Source organism: Streptomyces sp. bgisy027 (assembly GCF_057710365.1).
On the sequence record NZ_JBYIVZ010000090.1, the window covers coordinates 1 to 20,425 of the forward strand.

Sequence of the window (20,425 nt, forward strand, 5' to 3'; positions counted from 1 at the left end):
AGAGCATGTCAAGACTGCTCCGCCACGTATCAGATAACCAGCGCACGGTACTGGACATCCGGCACTCGGACGAGTTCCAGCTCAAGCGTCGCCTTCCGGGCCTGCATCACCGCTGTGTCGCCAGGTGTGTGCAACTCGCCCTACACGACAACCTGGTGGTGACGGAGCCGGAACGCTCCCCACAGGGGCAAGGAGTGCCTCAAGGTGACGGGTGGCTCCAGGAGCGGCCCTGCCGGTGTTGAACGCCTGCGGACCCGCGACCGTATGGGAGGGGAGGGAAACCGGCGCCGGAACCGGCGCCGTTCCGCACCACCGGAGGTACCTCGCCCGTGGCGATCACCAAGCCCGCCCCAGAGCGGACCGACGACGGCGGGCAACCGACGAAGCCGAGCGAACCGGCGAGGCCGCAGCACGCGGGGAAGCCCGGCGCACCCGCCGAGTCCAGCGCGTCCGTGAAGCCCGGCGCACCGGCGAAGCCGCAGGAGGAGGGCCGGCGTCTCGATTCGCCGCTGCTGCTGACCATCGTCATGCTCGTCCTGGTCCTGTTCCAGGGCCCGATCCGAGGTGCCCTCGCCGCGCCCGTCATGCAGAGCTGGACCACGGTGTTCGTCGCGGTGATGGTGCAGGCGCTGCCCTTCCTGGTGCTCGGCGTGCTGCTCTCGGCGGCCATCGCGGTGTTCGTGCCGCCGTCCTTCTTCGCCCGCGCCCTGCCGTCCCGCCCCGCGCTGGCCGTCCCGGTCGCCGGAGCGGCGGGCGCGGTGCTGCCGGGCTGCGAGTGCGCGTCGGTGCCGGTGGCCGGGGCGCTGGTCCGGCGCGGTGTCACCCCGGCGGCGGCGCTGACGTTCCTGCTGTCCGCCCCGGCGATCAACCCGATCGTGCTGACGGCGACGGCCGTGGCCTTCCCCGGCAACCCGGAGATGGTCCTCGCCCGCCTGGTCGCGAGCCTGCTGGTGGCCTGCGCGATGGGCTGGCTGTGGCTTCGGCTGGGCCGCACCGACTGGCTGAAGCCGCCGTCGCGCCCGTCCCACGACGCTCAGAGCAGGGGCGAGGCGTTCTGGGGCTCGGTCCGCCACGACGTGATGCACGCGGGCGGGTACCTGGTGGTCGGCGCGATGGCGGCGGCGACCCTCAAGGCGGTGGTCCCGGAGACGTGGCTGAGCACGGCGGCCGGCAACCCGGTGCTGTCGGTCCTGGCCCTCGCGGTCCTCGCCGTCGTGCTGTCGATCTGCTCGGAGGCGGACGCGTTCGTGGCGGCGTCGCTGTCGCAGTTCTCGCTGACGGCCCGCCTCGCCTTCCTCGTGGTGGGCCCGATGATCGACCTCAAGCTGTTCGCGATGCAGGCGGGCACCTTCGGCCGCTCCTTCGCCCTGCGTTTCGCCCCGGCCACGTTCGCCCTGGCCGTGGCGGTGTCGGTGCTCACCGGATGGGTGATGCTGTGAACCGCCAGGCCCAGGCCGCAGTTCTGTTCCTGCTGGGCGCGTCCCTGCTGCACGCCGCCACGACCGACCTCTACCTGCGGTACGTCAAACAGGGCCTGCGCCCGCTGGTGCTGGTGTCCGGCGCGGTGCTGATCGCGGCGGCGCTGGCGACGGCCTGGTACGAGCGCAAGCGGGCACGAAGCCGCAAGCAGGCCCAAGCCGAACACCCGGGCGCCGGGCGCTGCGATGCCGACGGGCCGGGCGCCGGGCACGGCGATGCCGACAGGCCGGGCGCCGAGCACGGCGATGCCGACTCCCCGGGCGCCGAGCACTGCAATGCCGACAACCCCCACGCCGAGCACCCCCACGCCGAGCACCCGGACGCCGAGCACCCCCACCCCGAACCCCGCATCTCCTGGCTCCTGGTCCTCCCCCTCCTCGCCCTCATCCTGGTCGCCCCGCCCGCCCTCGGCTCCTACAGCGCGACCCGCACCGGCACGGCCCTCCAGGAGCCCCTCGCCTACCCCGAACTCCCGGCGGCCGACCCCCTGCGCCTCGACGTCGTCGACTACGCCGGCCGCGCCGTCTACGACCACGGCCGCACCCTCCACGACCGCCGGATCCAGCTCACCGGCTTCCTCGCCCTGGACCGCGACGGCACCCCCTACCTCGTCCGTATGGCCCTCAACTGCTGCGCCGCCGACGCCCAGCCGGTCAAGGTCGCCCTGAGCGGCCAGGTCCCGCCGGTCCTCCAGCCGGACACCTGGCTCCGCGTCACGGGTACCTACACCCCGCGCCGCACGAAGGACCCGGTCAACGGCGGCCCGATCCCGTTCATCGAGGTCACGCAGGCCGAGCCGGTGGCCGAGCCGACGGACCCGTACGACGAGAGCTGGAACGGCTGACGAGCGCCGCCCTCTCCGACTTTCCATGGCTCCACGGCTCCACGGCTCCCGAAGGCGTCCTCTCTTGCCGCCCCCAGACCCGGCCCCTACCCTGAATCTGATGGATCGTCAGATTCGGGAGGCATGGCGTGGCCAGTACCGAGAGCGGCACGAAGGACCTGCCCAGGGTCATCAGCGTGGACGATCATGTGATCGAGCCCGCGCATCTCTTCGAGACCTGGCTCCCGGCCAGGTACCGGGACCGGGGACCGAAGCCCCTCACCGCCGGGATCGGTGAACTCGAGTACGTCGGCGGGAAGTACCGGTTCACCACGGACCCGGAGGGCCAGCTCACCGACTGGTGGGAGTACGAGGGCGACCTCTTCCCGTACAAGCGCATCATCGCGGCCGTCGGCTTCTCCCGGGACGAGATGACGCTCGACGGGATCACGCGCGAGCAGATGCGGCGTGGGTGCTGGGATCCGAAGGCCCGGCTGGCGGACATGGACATCAACCATGTCGAGGCCTCGCTCTGCTTCCCGACCTTCCCGCGCTTCTGCGGCCAGACCTTCGCGGAGGCCAAGGACAAGGAGGTGGGCCTGGCCTGTGTGCGCGCCTACAACGACTGGATGGTCGAGGAGTGGTGCGGAGACAGCGGCGGCCGGCTGATCCCGCTGTGCCTGATCCCGCTGTGGGACATCGACCTCGCGGTCGCGGAGATCCACCGGAACGCGGCGCGCGGGGTGCGCGCGGTGACGTTCAGCGAGATCCCCACCTACCTCGGGCTGCCGTCCATCCACTCCGGCTACTGGGACCCGTTCTTCGCGGCCTGCGAGGAGACCGGCACGGTCGTCAACATGCACATCGGGTCCTCCTCGCAGATGCCCGCCGCGTCCCCCGACGCCCCGCCCGCCGTGCAGGCCTCGCTCAGCTTCAACAACGCGATGGCGTCGATGATGGACTTCCTCTTCTCCGGGGTCCTGGTGAAGTACCCCCGGCTGAAACTGGCGTACAGCGAGGGCCAGATGGGCTGGATCCCGTACGCCCTGGAGCGCGCGGACGACGTCTGGGAGGAGCACCGGGCGTGGGGCGGCGTGAAGGACCTGATCCCCGAGCCGCCGTCGACGTACTACTACCGCCAGATCTTCTGCTGCTTCTTCCGCGACAGGCACGGCATCGAGGCGATCGAGACCGTCGGCGTCGACAACGCGACCTTCGAGACCGACTATCCGCACGTCGACTCGACCTGGCCGGAGACGAAGCGGGTGGCCGCGGAGCACGTCGGCGGGCTCTCCGACGAGGTCGCCTACAAGCTGCTGCGCGGCAACGCGATCCGGATGCTCGAACTCCCCTTTGATCAGCAGAAGTAGGAGGGGCGAGGGGGTTGGGGCGGCCCGCCCGCCGGGCAGTGCAGTGGTGAAGGCCCAAGGGCACGGTGCGTACGACGGGAGCGCGGATGAAGGTCTCCATCGACCAGAACCTCTGTTACGGCTCTGCCGAGTGCGTGCACAGGGCGCCGGCCGTCTTCGACTTCGTGGACGACTACGGCGTGGTGCGAGCGGGACGGGAGGACGGCGGCGACGACCCGCGGGTACGGGAGGCCGCCGAGCACTGCCCGTCCCAGGCCATCTCCGTCACCGGTTAACGGGCGGATGCCGCCAGCCGAACGAGCCGAGCGCCCGTGCCCTGGCGGCCACCACCGCCATCCGCGCGGCCCGTTCGACGGGGTCGACGTGCGCGGCCTGCCCCGTCGCCTGGCCGTCCCACTTGCGGTAGAGCAGTCCGGTGCACGCCGAGAACCAGCCCCGGCTCACGGAGTTCAGCGCGAGCAGCAGGCCGGTGTCCTCCGACGCGGGGAGGGCCATCCAGCCGCCGAGCGCGAGCAGGAGGTCCCGGCGCACGCACAGGGTCGCCGGGTGGACCTGGGCGCGGAAGCCGTTGGCCTGCCAGAAGTCGAGCACCGCGCCCGGTTCGATCGGCCCGTCGTCGGGGTCGCCGGGGAAACCGGCCGTGCTGCCGTCGGGCAGCAGGTCCAGGGCCCGGGACGTCGTCCAGCCGACGGTGCGGTCGGCCTCCAGCACGGCGAGGTCCCGGGCCAGCGTCCCCGGGGTGAGCCGGTCGTCGGCGTCGAGGATCTTCACGTACTCGCCCTCGGTGTGCGCCAGCGCCAGGGTGCGGGCCACCCCCGGGCCGCCGGGCCGTCCCTGACGGAAGGTCACCCGGGGATCGTCGGGGACGTGGGGGCGTACCTCGTCCGTGCGCCCGTCCTCCTGTATCACCCAGTGCCACTCCCAGCCGGGCGGTAACTCCTGCGCGCACAGCGACGTGTGGGCCTCGGGCAGAAACCTCGCCGAAGGGGCGTGGACAGCGGTGACGACGATGACGCGCCGGGGCACGGCGGCGTTCACCACCCTTCCCTCGTACGACTCATCACGTCGGACGGCATCGGACGGCAGCAGACATGAGAAGACCCGATCGCTGGCGACGGGGGATGCACCAGCGATCGGGCTGGGGCCAACAGTAACAAGGCTGCCTGCCTCACGGGAGCCGCCTCATCGGCTGTGAGGAGGCGTTGTGATCGGGATCACGGAAACCGCTGTCCCCAGAGGCCGTTCCGCATCACTTGCGTCGCAGCCCGGTCACGGAGCGCTCCGGACTACCGCGAGCAGGGCGGTTCGTACGACAGCCGGGGCAGATACTCGTGCCACTTGTCGCGGGTCAGCACGCCCTGGGTCGTCGAGCAGACCCGGCTGATCGCCTCGTCCACGTCGAGGTTCCACAGCCGGACGGTGTCGGTGCCGCTGGAGACGCCGAGCATGTGGCTGGTGGGGCTGAAGGAGAGGAAGTTGCCCGTCTTGGCGTTGGGGCTCATCGCCTGGCCGATCGCGGAGGCGTCGGACGGATCGGTGGCGTTCCACAGCCGGACGGTGTTGTCGTTGCCGCCGCTGGCGAGATAGCGCCCGCCCTCGCCGAACGTCAGCGACACGACCGCCTCGGTGTGCCCGGTGAGCGGGGAACCCAGCAGGCTCGCCGCGCGCCGGTCGGTGACGTCCCACAGCCGCACGGTGTCGTCGTCGCTGCCGCTGGCCAGCGTATGGCCGTCGGGGGTGAAGTCGAGCGCGTTGACCGGCCCGGTGTGCCCGGTGAGCCGGGCCAGCGCCTTCGGGTGGTCCGGCGCGGCCACGTCCCACAGCCGCACCGTGGAGTCCGCGCTGCCGCTGGCGAGCGTGCGGCCGTCCGGGCTGAAGTGCAGGGAGTTGATGTAGCCGGTGTGGCCGGTGACCGGTTCTCCGAGCGGGACGACACGGGAGGGGTCGCCGACGTCCCACAGCCGGATCGTGCGGTCGTCGTAGGCGGTGGCCAGGGTGCGGCCGTCCGGGCTGAACGCCAGCGCGTCGGGGCCCATGAACCGGGTGCGCAGGGTGAGCGGCGGACCGAGCGAGACCGGCCGGGCCGGGTCGCCGATGTTCCACAGATGGACTTCGCGGCTGCCGGTCAGCACCGCGAGGGTGCGGCCGTCGGGGGAGAACACCAGGGAGCGCTGGCCGCCGTCGCCGGGCATGAAGGGCGTGTTCAGCAGGACCGGCCGGGCGGGCTTCGCCACGTTCCACAGCCGGACGCTGCCGTCGCGGGCGGCCGTGGCGAGCACCTTGCCGTCCGGCCGGAACGCGCCGCTGCGGCCGATCATGTCCGACGTCGGGATGGACCACAGCCGCACCTTGCTGTCGCCGCTTCCGGTGGCCAGGGTGCGCCCGTCGGGGCTGAAGCCCAGCGCGTACATCTCGCCGCTGGCGCCCGCGAGGGGCTCGCCGACCTGCGAGGGATACGCCCGGTCGCTGACGTTCCACAGGCTCGCGGTGCTGTCGGCGCTGGCCGCGGCGAGCGTGGTGCCGTCGGGGTCGAAGGCCACCGACCAGATCGGGCCGGTGTGGCCGGTCAGCGGCGGGCCCAGCTGCCGGCCGCGGCGCGGGTCGGCCACGTCCCACAGCCGGATCGTGTCGTCCGCGCTGCCGCTGGCGAGGGTGCGGCCGTCCGGGCTGAAGGCGACCGAGTGCACCAGGTCGGTGTGGCCGGTGAGCGTCGAGAGCCGCTTCGGGCCCTGCGGCGCGGCCACGTCCCACAGCCGGATGGTGTCGTCGTCGCCCCCGGCCGCGAGGGTGTCGCCGTCCGGGCTGAACGCCACCGACCGTACGGCGGCGTCGGCCCCGGCGAGCGTGGCGAGCGGCTCGGTCCGGCGCGGGTCGGCGACGTTCCACAGGCGTACGGTGCGGTCCTCGCCGGCGGAGGCGAGGGTGCGGCCGTCCGGGCTGAAGGCGACCAGGTAGATCGTGCCCTCGTGCCCGGTCAGCGGCGCGCCGATCTCGCGCGGCCTGCTCGGCCGGGTGACGTCCCACAGCCGGACCGTGCCGTCGTCGGAGGCGCTGGCGAGGGTGCGGCCGTCGGGGCTGAAGACGGCGCTGCTCACCCAGCTCCGGTGCCCGGTCAGCGGCTTGCCGAGGGGCTTTGGCCGGTCCCGGTCGGTGACGTCCCACAGCCGTACGGTCCGGTCGTAGCTGGCGGTCGCCAGGAGCCGTCCGTCGGGGCTGAAGGAGGTGAGGTAGACCGCGCCGGTGTGGCCGCGCAGGGGCGTGGCCAGCGGGGCGTTCACGATGGAGATCAGCCGGCTGGTGGTGTCCTCGTCGTCCGGGCGCAGCCGGTGCGCCACCAGGTCGAGCTGGGCGGACAGCGAGGGGTCGGTGTACTGGAAGCGGTCGGCCTCGGCGAGCACCTGTGCGAACATCGCGTCGTCGCGCTGCTGCCAGGCGACCACCGCCGCGCCGACGGCCAGCATCGCCAGCGCGACCAGCGCCGCGACCGCGCCGCGCAGTATCCAGACGGTGCGCCGGCGCAGCCGGACCGAGGCGGCCAGGAACTCCACCGCGCCCCGGGTGAGGAAGGTGTCCCCGGCCGACCGGGCCCAGCCGCGTGCCTGCTCCAGCCGGGAGCCCCGGTACAGCAGCGACGCGTCACGGTTCGAGGCCTCCCAGGCCCGGCCGTCCTCCTCCAGCCGCTGGCGCAGCAGGTTGCCCTGCCGGTCCTCGTCGATCCAGTCCCGCAGCCGGGGCCAGGCGTGCAGCAACGCCTCGTGGGTGATCTCCACGGTCTCCGCGTCCAGCGTGACCAGCCGGGCGCGCACCAGCGCCTCGAGGGACTCCTCCGTCTTGCCCGGGTTCGTGGACTCCGCCGCGAGCTGGCGTCGTGTCCCGCGGCGCCGGGTCGTCTGGGTGTCCTCGCCGAGCCGTACCAGTCGGAGCAGCAGCAGCCGGGCGGCCGTGCGGGCCGCCGGGTCGAGGCCGGACCAGGCGCGTTCGGCGGTCGCGGCGACCGCGCCCTGGATGCCGCCGGCGGCGCGGTATCCGGCCACCGTCAGCCGGCCGCCCCTGCGCCGCTGCCAGGTGGCGAGCAGCGCGTGCGACAGCAGGGGCAGCGCACCCGCGTCGTGTGTCCCGCGCGGCCCGTCCGCGCTGACCTCCCGCACGATCAGCTCGGCCAGCCCCGGCTCCAGCTCCAGCCCGACCGCCTTGGCCGGCCCGGTCACCGCCTCCCGCAGCTCCGTCGTGGTCAGCGGCCCGAGCACCATGTGCCGGTGCTGGAGGGCGTCGGCCAGCTCGGGGTGGGCGAGGCACTGCTCGTAGAAGTCGGCGCGGATGCCGAGGACGACCAGGACGGGCGGGGGGTCGCCGGGGTCGGCGGGGGTGCAGGCGGCCTGGAGGAGCTGGACGAAGGTGCGGCGGTCGGACTCGTCGGGGCAGAGGGTGAAGATCTCCTCGAACTGGTCGACGATCAGGACCGGAGGGGCGGTGTCCGGGGCCTCGCGGCCGGCCCATGCGGCGACGGCCTCGCGCGCGGCGTGCACGAAGCCGGCGCAGGGCTCCCGGGCGTCGGCGTCGTCGGCCTCCTGCGGGGTGCCGTCCTGCTCGTCCGCGTCCGCCGGCCGGTCGGGGCCCGCCGAGGCGACGACGTCGGCGAGTTCCGGTATCCGCCGGGCCAGCTCGGCCAGCGGATCCCCGCCCGGCACGAGCTGGACGACCGAGCCTGCCCCGGCGCTCTCGCCGCCCAGCGCGCCGTCCCGCAGGGCGGGCACCAGGCCGGCGTTCAGCAGGGAGGACTTCCCGGCGCCCGAGGCGCCCACCAGCATGACCAGGCCGCCGCTGTGCTCCACCGCGCGCAGCTGGGCGACCAGGGAATCGGTGCTGCGCTCCCGGCCGAAGAACCAGCGGGCGTGCTCCTGCCGGTAGGAGGCGAGTCCCCGGTACGGGCACACGCCGCCGGACAGCGCGGTGTCCTCGACCGGAGTCTGCTCTTCCTCTTCCCCGGCTGTCGCCCGCTCCCACAGCCGCTGCCACTGCCCGAGGTCGTAGAGCCCGGCGGACACAGGGGTGGGCCGCGCGCGCCGCGCCTGGGGGATCAGTACGTGCAGGACGGCCGACAGGGCGGCGAACTGGGCGGGTACGTTCCGGGCCCGGCGCCAGTCGCTGATCCGCTGTGCGGAGACCCGTACGGGCCGCCCCCGCTCGTCCGTCCGCCGGAGCCGGACGACCGCTTCGGCCACGCTCTTCAGGGGCGGATTACCGGCCTCCTTGTAGAGCAGCGCGAGCCGTTCCGCGAAGGCTGTGCGCGCCGACGAGTCGGAACTCAAGGCCTGCACTCCTTTACTCAGCCGCACCTGGGCATCCGGACCGGAAAACTCACCCTATACGGCTGACCTGCGGTTAAGGCGGTCTCCGGAGACCGGAACCTCCTCGCCGGCACCCTCGGCTGGCAGGATCACGACGCACGTGCGCATCTCTCGCGCGTCGCCCAGGCAGGCCACCAGCCCGGAGCTCGGAGACACCACTCATGGCGCCGAACGTTCTCGGACACCTTTCACCGGACAACTTCCGGGGGCGCCAGAAGCGCGCCGCGCCGCCCAGGTCCTGCTCGATCCGCGCCGACCCGTCGGCCACCCGGCCGGCAGGTCATGGATCGACGCCGCCCCGCCGTCCGGCACCGGTCCCCACGAGGGGAGGGACCGGTGCCGGACGATGCGGTCAGGAGCCCTGCCGGGGAGCCCGCTTCAGCTCGCGGGTGATCTCCCACGCGTCGGCCACCGGACCCATGTGCGCCAGCTTGTCGGGGTTGAGCACCGTGCGGATCGTCTGGATCCGCCCGTCGAGCACGTCGAGCACCAGCGTCTGGAGCACCCTGCCGTCCCGGTCGCGGTAGACGGCGCCCGGCTGGCCGTTGATCTCGTGCCGCTCGAACGACACCTCGACCCGGGCCAGCCGCGGGACGACGGCGGCCAGCAGCCGGGCCACGTTCTCCGCGCCGACGACCGCCCTGGCCAGCTGCGGGGCCTTGCCGCCGCCGTCCCCGACGAGCTGCGCGTCGGCGGCCAGCAGATTCCGCAGAGCGCCCACGTCACCGTCCTTCAGAGCCTCGAAGAACCGGCTCGCCAGCTCCTGGCGCTCCTGCCGGTCGGCCGCGAACCGGGGCCGGCCGGCCGCCATGTGCCGCCGGGCGCGGACCACCAGCTGACGGCACGCCGCCTCCGAGCGGTCCACGGCCGCGGCGATCTCGTCGAACCCGAAGCCGAACACCTCCCGCAGCACGAACACCGCCCGCTCCAGCGGACTGAGCCGCTCCAGCAGCAGCAGCGCGGCCATCGACACCGAGTCGGCCAGCTCCACCGCCCGCGCCGGATCCTCGTACGGGTCGCTCAGCAGCGGCTCCGGGAACCACGGCCCGGCGTACTCCTCCCGCCGCACCCGCGCGGACCGCAGCACGTCGATCGAGATCCGCGTGACCGTGGCGGACAGATAGGACTTGGGGGAGGCGGGCCGGGTGGAGGAGCCGTCGTAGCGCAGCCAGGCCTCCTGCACCGCGTCCTCGGCCTCGGCCACGCTGCCCAGGATCCGGTAGGCGATCGAGAACAGCAGCGGCCGCAGCGCCTCGAACTCCTCGACCTTGCTCATGCAACCCCCTGATGCCGCTGGTGTCCGGGTCGGTCAGTGGGACCGGCCGACCTCGTAGGCGCCGGCCGGCTGGCGGGTCATGACGTTCAGCCGGTTCGCCAGGTTCATGAACGAGATCAGCAACAGCAACGCGCCCAGCTGTTCCTCGTCATAGTGCCGGGCGGCCCGCTCCCACACCGCGTCGGACACCCCGCCCGCCCCGTCCGCGACCCGGGTCCCGGCCTCCGCCAGCTCCAGGGCGGCCCGCTCCGCCTCGGTGAAGACGGTGGCCTCCCGCCATGCCCCGACCAGGTGCAGCCGTACCGCGCTCTCCCCGGCCGCGGCGGCCTCCTTGGTGTGCATGTCGATGCAGACCGCGCACCCGTTGATCTGGCTCACCCGCAGCGACACGAGTTCCTGGGTCGCGGCTGGCAGCGCCGAGTCCTTGACGACCTTGCCGGCCGCCATGACGTGCTTGAGGGCCTTGCCGGTGACCGGCTCGGCGAAGAAGTTCAGACGCGCGTCCATGGGTGCTCCCTTGGCTGTCGTAGTGGCTACACCCACGGGACGAGATGGCCCGAGCCCCTGTGACATGGGTGGATGTGACCTGCGTCTCCTTGCCGTCCGCTCGCCGGAAGGCAGCGGTGGGGCGGCTTTCGGACCTTGACGAGCAGGAATCCGGCAAAGCTGTGATGGTGGTGGGGGGAGCGGATCCCCGATCGCGCAGGGCGGTGAGCGTGGTGGTGGTGAGCGACGACATCCCGGACGAATCGACCGCCGGCCACGTCGATCCGCTGGGCGACCCGTACCTGCGGACCCGGTTCGCACTGCCGGCCCGGCCGGGCACCTTCCTGCGGCGCGAGCGGCTGATCGAGCACCTCGACCAGGCCCTGCGGACCCCGCTGACGATGGTCAACGGCGCCGCCGGAGCCGGCAAGACCCTGCTGGTCGCCGACTGGGCGGCGGGCATCGGACAGCCGGTCGCCTGGCTCACGCTCGACCCGGCCCTGAAGAGCCCCGGCATGTTCTGGGCCCACCTCCTGCAGGCCCTGCGCACGCGTGGCGTGCCGGTCGCCGACGACATCCGCTGCCCCGCGAACCGAGTGGGCCGCACCCTGCTGACCCGTCTCGCCGCCCACCTCGGCGACAGCGGCCGCGATGTGACCGTGGTGCTCGACGAGTACGACCGCGTCAGCTCACCGGAGCTCTCGGAACAGCTGGAGTTCGTGCTGCACCACGCCGGGCCCGGACTGCGCCTGGTCATCGTCACCCGCACCGAGCCGCTGCTGCCGCTGCACCGCTACCGCGCGGCCGGCACGATGACCGAGATCCGCAACGCCGAGCTGGCGTTCACACCCGAGGAGACCGTCGCCCTGCTGGAACTGCACGGGCTGCGCCTGCCCGTCCACGCGGTCCACGCCCTCGTGGGCCGCACCCGGGGCTGGGCCGCGGGCCTCAGGCTGTGCGCCCTGGCCGCCGGGCAGCAGCCGGACCCGGAGGGCTATCTGAAGGAGTTCGAGGCCGGGCACAGCACCGTCGCCGACTTCCTGCTGGCGGAGGTCCTCAAACGGCAGCCGCTCCCCACCCAGGACCTCCTGCTGCGGGTCAGCGTCCTGGAGCGCTTCTGCGTCGGGCTGGCCAACGAGCTGACCGGGCGCACCGACGCCGAGCCGATCCTCGCCGGGCTGCACCGCGAGAACGCCTTCGTCGAGGACCTCGGGCACACCTGGTACCGGCTGCACCCGCTGTTCCGGGAGATACTCCGGGCCCATCTGCGCGAGCGCCTGGCGGACCTGGAACCGGAGCTGCACCTGCGGGCCGCCCGCTGGCTGGGCCGCTCCGGACTGCTGCCGGAGGTACTGGCCCACGGCGCGGCGGCCGGCGAATGGGACTTCACCGCCGGCGCGCTCGTCGACGACCTGGCGATCGGACAGCTCTTCACCGGCCTGCGCTCCGACGAACTGACGGAGCTGTTCTCCGGCATGGGCCCCGGGACGACCAGCCCCGCGGCGGACCTGGTCCGCGCGGCACGCGATCTGTCCCAGCGCGACCTGGACCGGGCGCTGGCCCATCTCCAGCACGCCGAGGAGCAACTGGCCGCCGACGCATCACGCCCCGCCGCCGCCCAGCTGAGCTGCGCCCTGCTGCGGGCCCTGGCGGCCCGCCTCGCCGGATCCCCCCGCCGCGCGGAACAGGCCGTACGGACCGCCCGTGAGCTGGAGGGGGAGATCCCCGCCCAGCTGCTGGACAAGCACCCCGAGCTGCCCGCGCTGCTGCTGACCCACCTGGGCTCGACAAGGCTGTGGGCCGGGCGCTTCGACGCGGCACGGGACGCCCTCGGCACCGTCGCCGACACCACCGCCGGAGCCGCGACGGCCCTGCCGCGGGAGGAGTCCCTGGAGCATCTCGCCCTCATCGACTACCTCGACGGCTGGCCGACCCGCGCGGAACGCAAGGCCATCGCCGCGCTGACCGAGACCGAACGGTTCAGTCTGCCGCAGGCGTCGGCCTCCGCCCTCGGACGTCTGGTCCTGGCCGCCGTCGCCGTGGACCGGGGCGAGCTGACCGAGGCTGCGGAACTCCTCGACCGGGCCGGCGGCTGCGAGGCCCGCGACCCGGTCACGGCCGCGGGCCGCTCCATCGCCACCGCCCACCTCCTGCTGGCCCGGGGCAAGGCGCGCGCCGCCCTCGCGGCCGCCGAGGCCGCCGTGACCGCGGACGTCACCTCTCCCTGGGAGCGGGGCCACGCCGCACTGGTCGCCTCGGCCGCCCACCTGGCCGAGGGCCGCCCGCGGGAGGCGGCCGAGATCCTTGAGCCGGTCGCCGACCGGCAGCCCACCTGCGCGGTGGGCGCGGCGCGGGCCCACCTCGCGGCGGGCGACCCGGACACGGCCCTTGCACTCCTCGACGTCGTCGGCACCGAGGAGCGCACCGGCCCCGCGCTGCTCGTGCGGGCCACGCTGCTGCGGGCGCAGGCCGCGAACACGGCCGGCGACGTCCCCACCGCGCGCCGGCTGCTCGCCCGAGCGCTGACGGAGGCCCGGCGCGAGCGGCTGCGGCTGCCCTTCCTGGAGGCGGGGGCGTGGGTCGGACCGTACCTGGGCACCGCGCCGCTGCGCGGGCTCGCGGCGGGCTGGCTCATGCCGGGCACCGCCGCCGACGAGCCCGCACCGCTGCTCGTGGAGCACCTGAGCGGGCGGGAGCGCGACGTGCTCCAGCGGCTCGCCCAGATGATGTCGACCGAGGACATCGCCGCCGATCTGTACGTCTCCGTGAACACGGTGAAGACGCACCTCAAGAGCGTCTACCGGAAGCTGGCGGTCAACCGCCGCAACGACGCCGTACGCCGAGCCCGCGAGCTGCACCTGCTGTGACGCACGTGCGCCGACCCCGAGAGGCGGCCATGTCCCGAACCGACTCGCCCACGGCGCGCGAGCGCCGGGCGGAGCACCGAGCGCGCGCCGACTACACCGGTGGCGTCTACGGCTCCATGCTCGCCGCCTCCGTGATCATCGGCGCCGGCGCCCTCGGCGACTACCCCCGCGCGGAGCTGGTCGCGCTGCTGCTGGTGACCGGCCTGGTCTTCTGGGTGGCGCATGTGCACGCCCACCTGTTCGGCGCCCGCCTGGCACAGCACCCGCTGAACCGGAGGAGCGTGCTGCATGTGTGCCGCGGCGAGTGGCCGATCGTCAAGGCGGCCGTGCCGCCGGCCGTGGCGGTGGCCGTCAGCCCGCTCCTGGACCTGGACGTGTCGGGGGCGGCCTGGCTCGCCCTGTCGGTGGCGGTCGCCGGACAGGTCGGCTGGTCGGTGGCCGCGGCCCGGCGGGCCGGTGCCTCCTGGGCGCTGATGGCGGTCACCGCCTCGGTCAACCTGCTGCTCGGTCTGCTGATCATCGTGTTCAAGCTCGTCGTGACGCACTGACTCCCGTCGTGACGCACTGACTCCCGTCGTGACGCACTGACTCCCGTGACGCGCCGACTCCCTCGTCGGAGGGGGTCACCTGCACCGGGTGAGGTGGCGCCCCCCGCCGCGGCGGGACCATGGCGGGGCCAGGTCGGCCAGCGGCTGTCGGCGGGAGGCAGCACATGCGCTACGAGATCCGCGTCGAAGGACATGTTTCGAAGACCCTGGCCAAGGTCTTTCCGGAACTGGATCACGTGGTCATGTCCGGACAGACCGTGCTGTTCGGACCCGTCGTCGACGACGCCCACCTCTACGGCCTGCTGGCCCGCTGCCAGTCGCTGGGGCTGCGGGTGCTGGAGATGCGCCAGTTGCCCGACTGAGCCGCCGGCGCCGGACCGGCGGTGACTCTTGCCTTCCCAGGGGATCTCAGACCCATCAGACAGACCCATCAGACCCAGAGGTTCTCAGAGGTCCTTCGCCTGTACCCGTCCCGACCGGGCGGCGACGCCCAGCGCCTCGAAGTCCCGCTCGTTCTGGTCGGCGTACTCCTGCGCGAAGTCGGTCAGCGCGCGGTCGAAGCGGTCGCTGCCGCCCAGGTAGGAGGCGATGGCGACCGGGTCGCCGGAGCGGGCGTGGGCGCGCGCCAGGCTGCCTCCGCAGACCTGGCCGAACAGGCGCAGCAGGGAGGGGTCCCAGGTCTCCGGCCGGGCGATGCCCTTCCAGTCCCGCAGCTGACGCACGTAGAAGTCCCGGCCGCCGCCGTCGAGGCCGCTGACGATGTGGGTCCAGCCCAGGAAGATGTCGCTGGTCGTCTGGATCAGCCGCTGTCCCGTCACCACCCGGCGGCCCTGGTTGTCGAAGCGCACGCTGCCGTCGGTGTGCGCGGCGAGCACCGACTCCTGGGCCTCCTTGGCCTGGAGCAGCAGGGGATCGTCGTCGTCCCGGCCCAGCAGCAGGATGATCCAGCAACGGGTGCCGACGCTGCCGACCCCCACCACCTTCCGGGCGATGTCCACCAGGTGGTAGTGGCTCAGCAGGTGCCGGCGCTCGGAGGACAGGCTCTTCATGTACTCCTCGAAGACGGTCTGGAGCTCCTTGGCCTCGTCGCCCGCGCCCGAGCCGGACATCAGGTCGCTGAGCGGGATGATCAGCGGGGGGTCCGGTGCGATCCGCAGGCCCTCGGCGGTGACGTGGGTGAGTTTGGCGAAGGCCTGGAGATAGGTGCGGGTCCGCGCCTTGGCGGTCGCCCGGGCCGTGCGGCGCCTGGCCTCCTTGGTCAGCGAGGACGCCATCAGCTCACGCATGCGGTCGGTGCTGTCCTGCGCGTACCAGATGTCCAGGGTCCGCATACCGGCGAACTCCCGCATCCGCGTCCGGTACGCCCGCACGCACTCCCGCACGGCCGCGTTCTGCTCGGCGGTGGAGAACTCGTTCGCGCGGCCCGCGATCACGAAGCTGGCCGCCAGCCGTTTGACGTCCCACTCGAACGGGCCGGGAAACGTCTCGTCGAAGTCGTTGATGTCGAAGACCAGATGGCGCTCGGGGGAGGCCAGCAGCCGGAAGTTCAGCAGGTGGGCGTCTCCGCACAGCTGCACGGTGAGGTCCGTGTGCGGCATCCGGCCCAGGTCCATCGCCATGATGGCCGCGGCGCCCCGGTAGAAGCGGAACGGCGACTCGAGCATCCGGCCGTAGCGGATCGGGACCAGCTCCGGGACCCGCTGGGCCGACTGGCGCTCGATCACCTCGATCGGGTCGGTCCGGCCCGCTGCGTCGTACCGGCCGTGGCCGGAACGCGAGACGCGGCTACGGGCGCTTCTGCCGTAGGCCGCCCGCTCGGCGGGCGGCAGCGAGGCCGCGAACGCACTCGGTATCGACATGGCTCACCCTCCACCTCCGGGCGCCGCCGCGCTCCTCCCGCGCAGAACCGGCAGACCCTTGCGTCCCACCTCATCGCCGGCGCCCCGTCCGCGGATCACCCGTGAGGGGTGACCCGGCCCACGGGGGCGCGCGTGACGCTGAGCCCGTGAGGGTGCCGCACACCGTTCCGTCGGTGGTCCGGTGGTCGTCGGCCGTATCACGCGAGGAGGAGAAATGACCGTGCCGCGTGGTCCGGGGCCGGACACCGGACCCGATCCTCTGACCGACGGGACGGGCCCCGCCGCCGACCAGGACGCCGAGCGGCTGCTGGCCGACCTCGGCGGCTCGTGGCTGTGGCTGCTGGGTTCGGCGGTGGCCGCGCTGGTGCCGGGCATCCTCGCCCTGGCCTGGCCGGACGCCACCCTGCACGTCCTGGCCGTGATCATCGGGCTGTATCTGCTGGTGACGGGCGCCTTCCGGTTCGTCTCGTCCTTCGCCCGGGAACAGGGCGACCGCCATCTGGGCCTGCTCGCCGCGGCGCTGTACGTCCTCGCGGGGGTGCTGTGTCTGCGCAACCCGCTCCAGACGATCGCCGCGCTCTCCCTGATCGTGGGTGCCGTCTGGATCGTGACCGGCATGCTGACCGCCTGGACGGCCCTGGCGGCCAAGGGCCTGCCGCATCGCGGGTTCGTTCTCGTCGCCGGACTGCTCGGCGTCGTCGCGGGCATCGTGGTGCTGGCCACCCCCAACCAGTCGGCCGTCGTCCTGACCAGGCTGGTCGGCCTGTGGCTGGTGCTGCTCGGGCTGACCGAGCTGGGGCTCGCCCTCGCCTGGCGGTCCGCGCTGCGCCGGACAGGCTTCACCCGCCCAGGGTGAGGCCGTCCCCGTTGAGCATGCGCACGCTGAAAGCGGCGGGGACGGCAGCCGAGTACCCCGCCCGGACGGAGGCAGACGATGAGCACACACACGTACCTCGCCTACGACTATCCGCTGCTGAGCATGTTCTGGACGCTCCTGTGGTTCTTCCTGTGGATCATGTGGTTCGTCCTGCTCTTCCGGATCATCGGCGACATCTTCCGCGACGACAGCCTCAGCGGCTGGGGCAAGACCGGCTGGCTGGTCTTCTGCATAGTGCTGCCGTTCCTCGGCGTGTTCGTGTACCTCATCGCCCGCGGCAACTCGATGGGCCGGCGCGAGATCGAGCATGCCCAGAAGCAGCAGCAGGTGTTCGACGAGTACGTCCGCGACCGGGCCGGTGAGGCCAAGAAGCCGAGCAGCGCCGAAGAGCTCGCCAGGCTCTCCGAGATGCGCTCCCACGGCGACATCACGGACGACGAGTTCCGCCGTGCCAAGGAACTCGTCCTCAGCGGCGCCGGCACCTCGGCCCGCAGCGACTCCGCCACTTCGTCCTGACGCAACACCAGCACGAGCACGCAGAAGGAAGCGAGGTACAACCATGGCCGCCATGCAGACCAATCAGGCGCACGAGACCAAGTACGCCTGGGCCGGAGGCCTGACGGTCTTCGCCGCCGTCATGCTCACCATCGCCGGACTCATCGGCGTCTTCCGCGGCATCATGGGGATCGCCGAGGACGACATCTTCGTCGCCACCCGCAACTACGTCTTCGAGTTCGACCTCACCGGCTGGGGCTGGGTCCATCTCATCGTGGGCGCGGTCGCCGTGATCATCGGCATCGGGCTGTTCCAGCCCGCGGTGTGGGCCCGGGTCGGTGGCGTGGCCATCGCAGCTCTGATCATCATCGCCAACTTCCTCTCGCTGCCGTACTACCCGGTGTGGTCGGTCGTGATGATCGCGATCTCCGGATTCGTCATCTGGGCGCTGTGCGTCGCACGGAAGGAAGACTTCCGCTAGATCCGTCGCCGGCCGCGCCCCGCGGTGGCGGGTGGGCCACGACACACGCGAGGGCGGGGAGCACGGCGGAGATCCGTTGCCGCCGGCGTACGGATCTCCGTCGGCGCACCGTAGGAGGGGCCTGTGAACCAGTACCCACCGATCGCGGACCACGGCATGGTCGGCGACCTCCAGACAGCCGCACTCGTGTCCTCCGAGGGCACCGTCGACTGGTGGTGCACCCCCCGCTTCGACTCGCCCAGCCTGTTCGCCTCGCTCCTGGACGGCGAGCGCGGCGGACACTGCCGGCTGGCGGCGGAGCTGCCCGGCGACGGGATGAGTGTGCGCCAGCTGTATCTGTCCGACACCGCCATCCTGATCACCCGGTTCATGGCGCCGGGCGGCGTCGGTGAGGTGGCCGACTTCATGCCGCCCGTCGAGTCGCCCGTCGCCACGGACCGGCACACTCTGATCCGGCTCATCAGGGTCGTACGCGGCAGCCTGCCCTTCACCTTCGAGTGCCGCCCCCGCTTCGACTACGGCGGGGCGCGGCACACCCTGACCCGGCCCGGTGGCCACCGGGCCGTGCTGCGCGGACCCGGCACCGACCTGCATGTGCAGACCTTCGACGCCATCACCCTGCACGCCGACGGCGACGACGTCACCGCCCGCTTCACGCTCTCGGCCGGCCAGATCGCCGCCGTCGTGCTGACCAGCACGGCAGGCGGTGCGGACGCTCCGCCCGAGCGGTCCCTGGACGAGGTGATCGGGCTGCTGGAGCACTGCCGGGCCTTCTGGCTGTCGTGGCTGCGCTCGTGCACCTACCGGGGACGCTGGCAGGACATGGTGAACCGGTCCGCCATCACGCTCAAGCTCCTGACCTACGCGCCCACGGGGGCACCCGTCGCGGCGGCCACCATGGGCCTGCCCGAGCAGATCGGCGGCGAGCGCAACTGGGACTACCGCTACACCTGGATCCGCGACGCCTCGCTGTCCGTACGGGCGCTGATCGACCTGGGCTTCGAGGACGAGGCGTACGCCTTCCGGCGCTGGCTGCGCGAGCGCATCGAGGCCGGCGCCGCGGCTTCGGGGGACCCCCTGCAGATCATGTACCGGGTCGACGGTGACCCCCTGCTGACCGAGGAGATCCTCGACCACCTGGAGGGCTACCGGGGTTCACGGCCGGTCCGGGCCGGCAACGCCGCCGCCGACCAGCTCCAGCTCGACATCTACGGCGAGGCCGCCGACGCCCTGATCGTCGGCCGGGACATCGGCGCGATCCGCGGCTGGAAGTCGCTGAACGGCGTGCTGGACTGGCTGTGCGACAACTGGGACCGGCCCGACGAGGGCATCTGGGAGACCCGTGGCGGGCGGCAGAACTTCACGTACAGCCGGCTGATGACCTGGGTCGCGTTCGACCGCGGCATCCGCGCCGCCGTCTTCACCTCCCGCCCGGCCGAGATCGAACGCTGGACGCGGGCCCGCAACGCCGTGTTCCGGCAGATCGTCGAGCGGGGCTGGAGCGACAAACGGCAGGCGTTCGTCCAGCACTTCGACACCGACGTCCTGGACGCCTCACTGCTGCTGATGCCCCGGGTCGGCTTCGTCTCCGCGCACGATCCGGACTGGCTCAGCACCCTCGACGCCATGAACGAGGAACTCGTCAGCGACAGCCTGGTCTACCGCTACGACCCGGCGGCCTCCCCGGACGGCCTGCGCGGCTCCGAGGGCACCTTCAACCTGTGCAGCTTCTTCTACGTGGAGGCCCTCGCCCGCAGCGGACGGATCGGCCTGGCCCGCTACGCCTTCGACAAGATGCTGACCTACGCCAACCATGTCGGCCTGTTCGCCGAGGAGATCGGCCCCTCCGGCGAGCAACTCGGCAACTTCCCGCAGGCGTTCACCCACCTCGCGCTGGTCACCGCGGCGATGGCGCTGGACGAGGAACTCGGCGGGGAGGGCACCGACCCACGGGCGGCCGACCACCTCGAACACCTGCACGTCACCGCCCACGGCCCGGTCAACCGCCCCGGATCCACGAGCTGAGGTGTGCGGGCCGGTCACGGCCGGGGCTGCCGGCCACCCGGGCCGTTCGGTTCGTCCGTGCCCGGCGGGACCGTCTCGCCCGGGATGACCCGGGGCGTCGCCGGGTCGTGCTCGTCCTTCATCGCCCCGGCCTCGGCCTTGAGGATGCGCGCCGACTTGCCGGCCGAACGGGCCAGTTCGGGCAGCTTCTTCGCGCACAGGACGGCTATGACGACGATGAGGACGACGGCGAGTTCACTCAGTCCGAACATGGGGTCCTGTCCTCCAGGTGAGCAGGGACGCTGAGGTACCGCGGGGGCGGGCCCGGGGCAGGTCGGCCGGTACGGCCGCCAGATCGACTTTGACACTCCTCTTGCGTCGGGTGACGGTGTTGCCGTACCCCTCGAATCTACATCACTGTAGAAATCAGAGAAGGGCATCTGTGCCGGACGGCCTCTGCTTTCCTTACGATGTACGGCTCGATGTATCGCACATGACGTGCAGGTCAGCGG

At 72.5% G+C, this 20,425-nt stretch carries 17 protein-coding genes; 11 read left to right on the forward strand and 6 right to left on the reverse strand.

What is annotated here, in order from left to right:
- Nucleotides 1–452 precede the first annotated feature (452 nt).
- The 4 genes from AC3ETA_RS46065 to AC3ETA_RS46080 all read left to right on the forward strand — a co-directional run bounded on the left by AC3ETA_RS46065 (nucleotide 453) and on the right by AC3ETA_RS46080 (nucleotide 3,947).
- Nucleotides 453–1,439, forward strand: coding sequence for a permease (locus tag AC3ETA_RS46065; RefSeq protein ID WP_432198879.1), 987 nt, complete (start codon nucleotides 453–455; stop codon nucleotides 1,437–1,439).
- Nucleotides 1,436–2,323 (forward strand): TIGR03943 family putative permease subunit, encoded by an 888-nt coding sequence (locus tag AC3ETA_RS46070; protein WP_432198880.1) that lies wholly within the window; start codon nucleotides 1,436–1,438, stop codon nucleotides 2,321–2,323. Before AC3ETA_RS46065 ends, AC3ETA_RS46070 begins: the two co-directional genes overlap by 4 nt.
- A gap of 128 nt (nucleotides 2,324–2,451) precedes the next feature.
- A complete protein-coding gene (locus AC3ETA_RS46075; RefSeq protein ID WP_432198865.1) occupies nucleotides 2,452–3,672 on the forward strand; it encodes an amidohydrolase family protein in 1,221 nt (406 codons plus the stop codon).
- An 86-nt stretch (nucleotides 3,673–3,758) separates the two neighbouring features.
- Nucleotides 3,759–3,947, forward strand: coding sequence for a ferredoxin (locus AC3ETA_RS46080; RefSeq protein WP_432198866.1), 189 nt, complete (start codon nucleotides 3,759–3,761; stop codon nucleotides 3,945–3,947).
- On the opposite strand, the gene AC3ETA_RS46085 is transcribed toward AC3ETA_RS46080, so the two are convergent.
- The 4 genes from AC3ETA_RS46085 to AC3ETA_RS46100 all read right to left on the reverse strand — a co-directional run bounded on the left by AC3ETA_RS46085 (nucleotide 3,937) and on the right by AC3ETA_RS46100 (nucleotide 10,803).
- Entirely contained in the window at nucleotides 3,937–4,710 is a 774-nt protein-coding gene (locus AC3ETA_RS46085) for a glycosyltransferase family 2 protein (protein ID WP_432198867.1), read from the reverse strand. The genes AC3ETA_RS46080 and AC3ETA_RS46085 overlap by 11 nt on opposite strands.
- A gap of 248 nt (nucleotides 4,711–4,958) precedes the next feature.
- Nucleotides 4,959–8,990: an nSTAND1 domain-containing NTPase gene (locus AC3ETA_RS46090; protein ID WP_432198868.1), complete on the reverse strand. Its 4,032-nt coding sequence runs from the start codon at nucleotides 8,988–8,990 to the stop codon at nucleotides 4,959–4,961.
- 382 nt (nucleotides 8,991–9,372) lie between these two features.
- On the reverse strand, nucleotides 9,373–10,296 hold the full coding sequence (locus tag AC3ETA_RS46095) for an RNA polymerase sigma-70 factor (RefSeq protein WP_432198869.1): 924 nt from the start codon (nucleotides 10,294–10,296) through the stop codon (nucleotides 9,373–9,375).
- A gap of 33 nt (nucleotides 10,297–10,329) precedes the next feature.
- Nucleotides 10,330–10,803 (reverse strand): carboxymuconolactone decarboxylase family protein, encoded by a 474-nt coding sequence (locus AC3ETA_RS46100; protein ID WP_432198870.1) that lies wholly within the window; start codon nucleotides 10,801–10,803, stop codon nucleotides 10,330–10,332.
- Nucleotides 10,804–10,967: 164 nt separating this feature from the next.
- Here AC3ETA_RS46100 and AC3ETA_RS46105 point away from each other — a divergent pair, with 164 nt between their 5' ends.
- The 3 genes from AC3ETA_RS46105 to AC3ETA_RS46115 all read left to right on the forward strand — a co-directional run bounded on the left by AC3ETA_RS46105 (nucleotide 10,968) and on the right by AC3ETA_RS46115 (nucleotide 14,559).
- On the forward strand, nucleotides 10,968–13,649 hold the full coding sequence (locus AC3ETA_RS46105) for a winged helix-turn-helix domain-containing protein (RefSeq protein WP_432198881.1): 2,682 nt from the start codon (nucleotides 10,968–10,970) through the stop codon (nucleotides 13,647–13,649).
- 29 nt (nucleotides 13,650–13,678) lie between these two features.
- A complete protein-coding gene (locus tag AC3ETA_RS46110; protein WP_432198871.1) occupies nucleotides 13,679–14,197 on the forward strand; it encodes a hypothetical protein in 519 nt (172 codons plus the stop codon).
- 164 nt (nucleotides 14,198–14,361) lie between these two features.
- Nucleotides 14,362–14,559, forward strand: coding sequence for a hypothetical protein (locus AC3ETA_RS46115; RefSeq protein WP_432198872.1), 198 nt, complete (start codon nucleotides 14,362–14,364; stop codon nucleotides 14,557–14,559).
- An 84-nt stretch (nucleotides 14,560–14,643) separates the two neighbouring features.
- Here the strand turns inward: AC3ETA_RS46115 and AC3ETA_RS46120 are convergent, their stop codons facing one another.
- A complete protein-coding gene (locus AC3ETA_RS46120) occupies nucleotides 14,644–16,056 on the reverse strand; it encodes a DUF2252 domain-containing protein (protein WP_432198873.1) in 1,413 nt (470 codons plus the stop codon).
- 214 nt (nucleotides 16,057–16,270) lie between these two features.
- Here AC3ETA_RS46120 and AC3ETA_RS46125 point away from each other — a divergent pair, with 214 nt between their 5' ends.
- The 4 genes from AC3ETA_RS46125 to AC3ETA_RS46140 all read left to right on the forward strand — a co-directional run bounded on the left by AC3ETA_RS46125 (nucleotide 16,271) and on the right by AC3ETA_RS46140 (nucleotide 19,934).
- Nucleotides 16,271–16,912 carry an HdeD family acid-resistance protein gene (locus tag AC3ETA_RS46125; RefSeq protein ID WP_432198874.1) on the forward strand — a complete coding sequence of 214 codons (642 nt, stop codon included), beginning with the start codon at nucleotides 16,271–16,273 and terminating at the stop codon, nucleotides 16,910–16,912.
- 78 nt (nucleotides 16,913–16,990) lie between these two features.
- On the forward strand, nucleotides 16,991–17,449 hold the full coding sequence (locus AC3ETA_RS46130) for an SHOCT domain-containing protein (RefSeq protein ID WP_432198875.1): 459 nt from the start codon (nucleotides 16,991–16,993) through the stop codon (nucleotides 17,447–17,449).
- A 43-nt stretch (nucleotides 17,450–17,492) separates the two neighbouring features.
- Complete coding sequence (locus tag AC3ETA_RS46135) at nucleotides 17,493–17,909, forward strand: DUF7144 family membrane protein (protein ID WP_432198876.1); 417 nt, start codon at nucleotides 17,493–17,495, stop codon at nucleotides 17,907–17,909.
- Nucleotides 17,910–18,032: 123 nt separating this feature from the next.
- Nucleotides 18,033–19,934 carry a glycoside hydrolase family 15 protein gene (locus tag AC3ETA_RS46140; RefSeq protein WP_432198877.1) on the forward strand — a complete coding sequence of 634 codons (1,902 nt, stop codon included), beginning with the start codon at nucleotides 18,033–18,035 and terminating at the stop codon, nucleotides 19,932–19,934.
- Between the two features lie 14 nt (nucleotides 19,935–19,948).
- Here AC3ETA_RS46140 and AC3ETA_RS46145 read toward each other — a convergent pair whose 3' ends face one another.
- On the reverse strand, nucleotides 19,949–20,185 hold the full coding sequence (locus AC3ETA_RS46145; RefSeq protein ID WP_432198878.1) for a twin-arginine translocase TatA/TatE family subunit: 237 nt from the start codon (nucleotides 20,183–20,185) through the stop codon (nucleotides 19,949–19,951).
- Nucleotides 20,186–20,425: the final 240 nt, after the last annotated feature.

Excerpts from the sequence above, each read along its gene's own strand:
- AC3ETA_RS46130 (WP_432198875.1), top strand. The coding sequence starts at position 16,991 with ATGAGCACACACACGTACCTCGCCTACGACTATCCGCTGCTGAGCATG.
- AC3ETA_RS46105 (WP_432198881.1), top strand. The coding sequence starts at position 10,968 with ATGGTGGTGGGGGGAGCGGATCCCCGATCGCGCAGGGCGGTGAGCGTG.
- AC3ETA_RS46080 (WP_432198866.1), top strand. The coding sequence starts at position 3,759 with ATGAAGGTCTCCATCGACCAGAACCTCTGTTACGGCTCTGCCGAGTGC.
- AC3ETA_RS46120 (WP_432198873.1), bottom strand. The coding sequence starts at position 16,056 with ATGTCGATACCGAGTGCGTTCGCGGCCTCGCTGCCGCCCGCCGAGCGG.
- AC3ETA_RS46145 (WP_432198878.1), bottom strand. The coding sequence starts at position 20,185 with ATGTTCGGACTGAGTGAACTCGCCGTCGTCCTCATCGTCGTCATAGCC.
- AC3ETA_RS46135 (WP_432198876.1), top strand. The coding sequence starts at position 17,493 with ATGGCCGCCATGCAGACCAATCAGGCGCACGAGACCAAGTACGCCTGG.
- AC3ETA_RS46100 (WP_432198870.1), bottom strand. The coding sequence starts at position 10,803 with ATGGACGCGCGTCTGAACTTCTTCGCCGAGCCGGTCACCGGCAAGGCC.
- AC3ETA_RS46125 (WP_432198874.1), top strand. The coding sequence starts at position 16,271 with ATGACCGTGCCGCGTGGTCCGGGGCCGGACACCGGACCCGATCCTCTG.
- AC3ETA_RS46110 (WP_432198871.1), top strand. The coding sequence starts at position 13,679 with ATGTCCCGAACCGACTCGCCCACGGCGCGCGAGCGCCGGGCGGAGCAC.
- AC3ETA_RS46115 (WP_432198872.1), top strand. The coding sequence starts at position 14,362 with ATGCGCTACGAGATCCGCGTCGAAGGACATGTTTCGAAGACCCTGGCC.
- AC3ETA_RS46095 (WP_432198869.1), bottom strand. The coding sequence starts at position 10,296 with ATGAGCAAGGTCGAGGAGTTCGAGGCGCTGCGGCCGCTGCTGTTCTCG.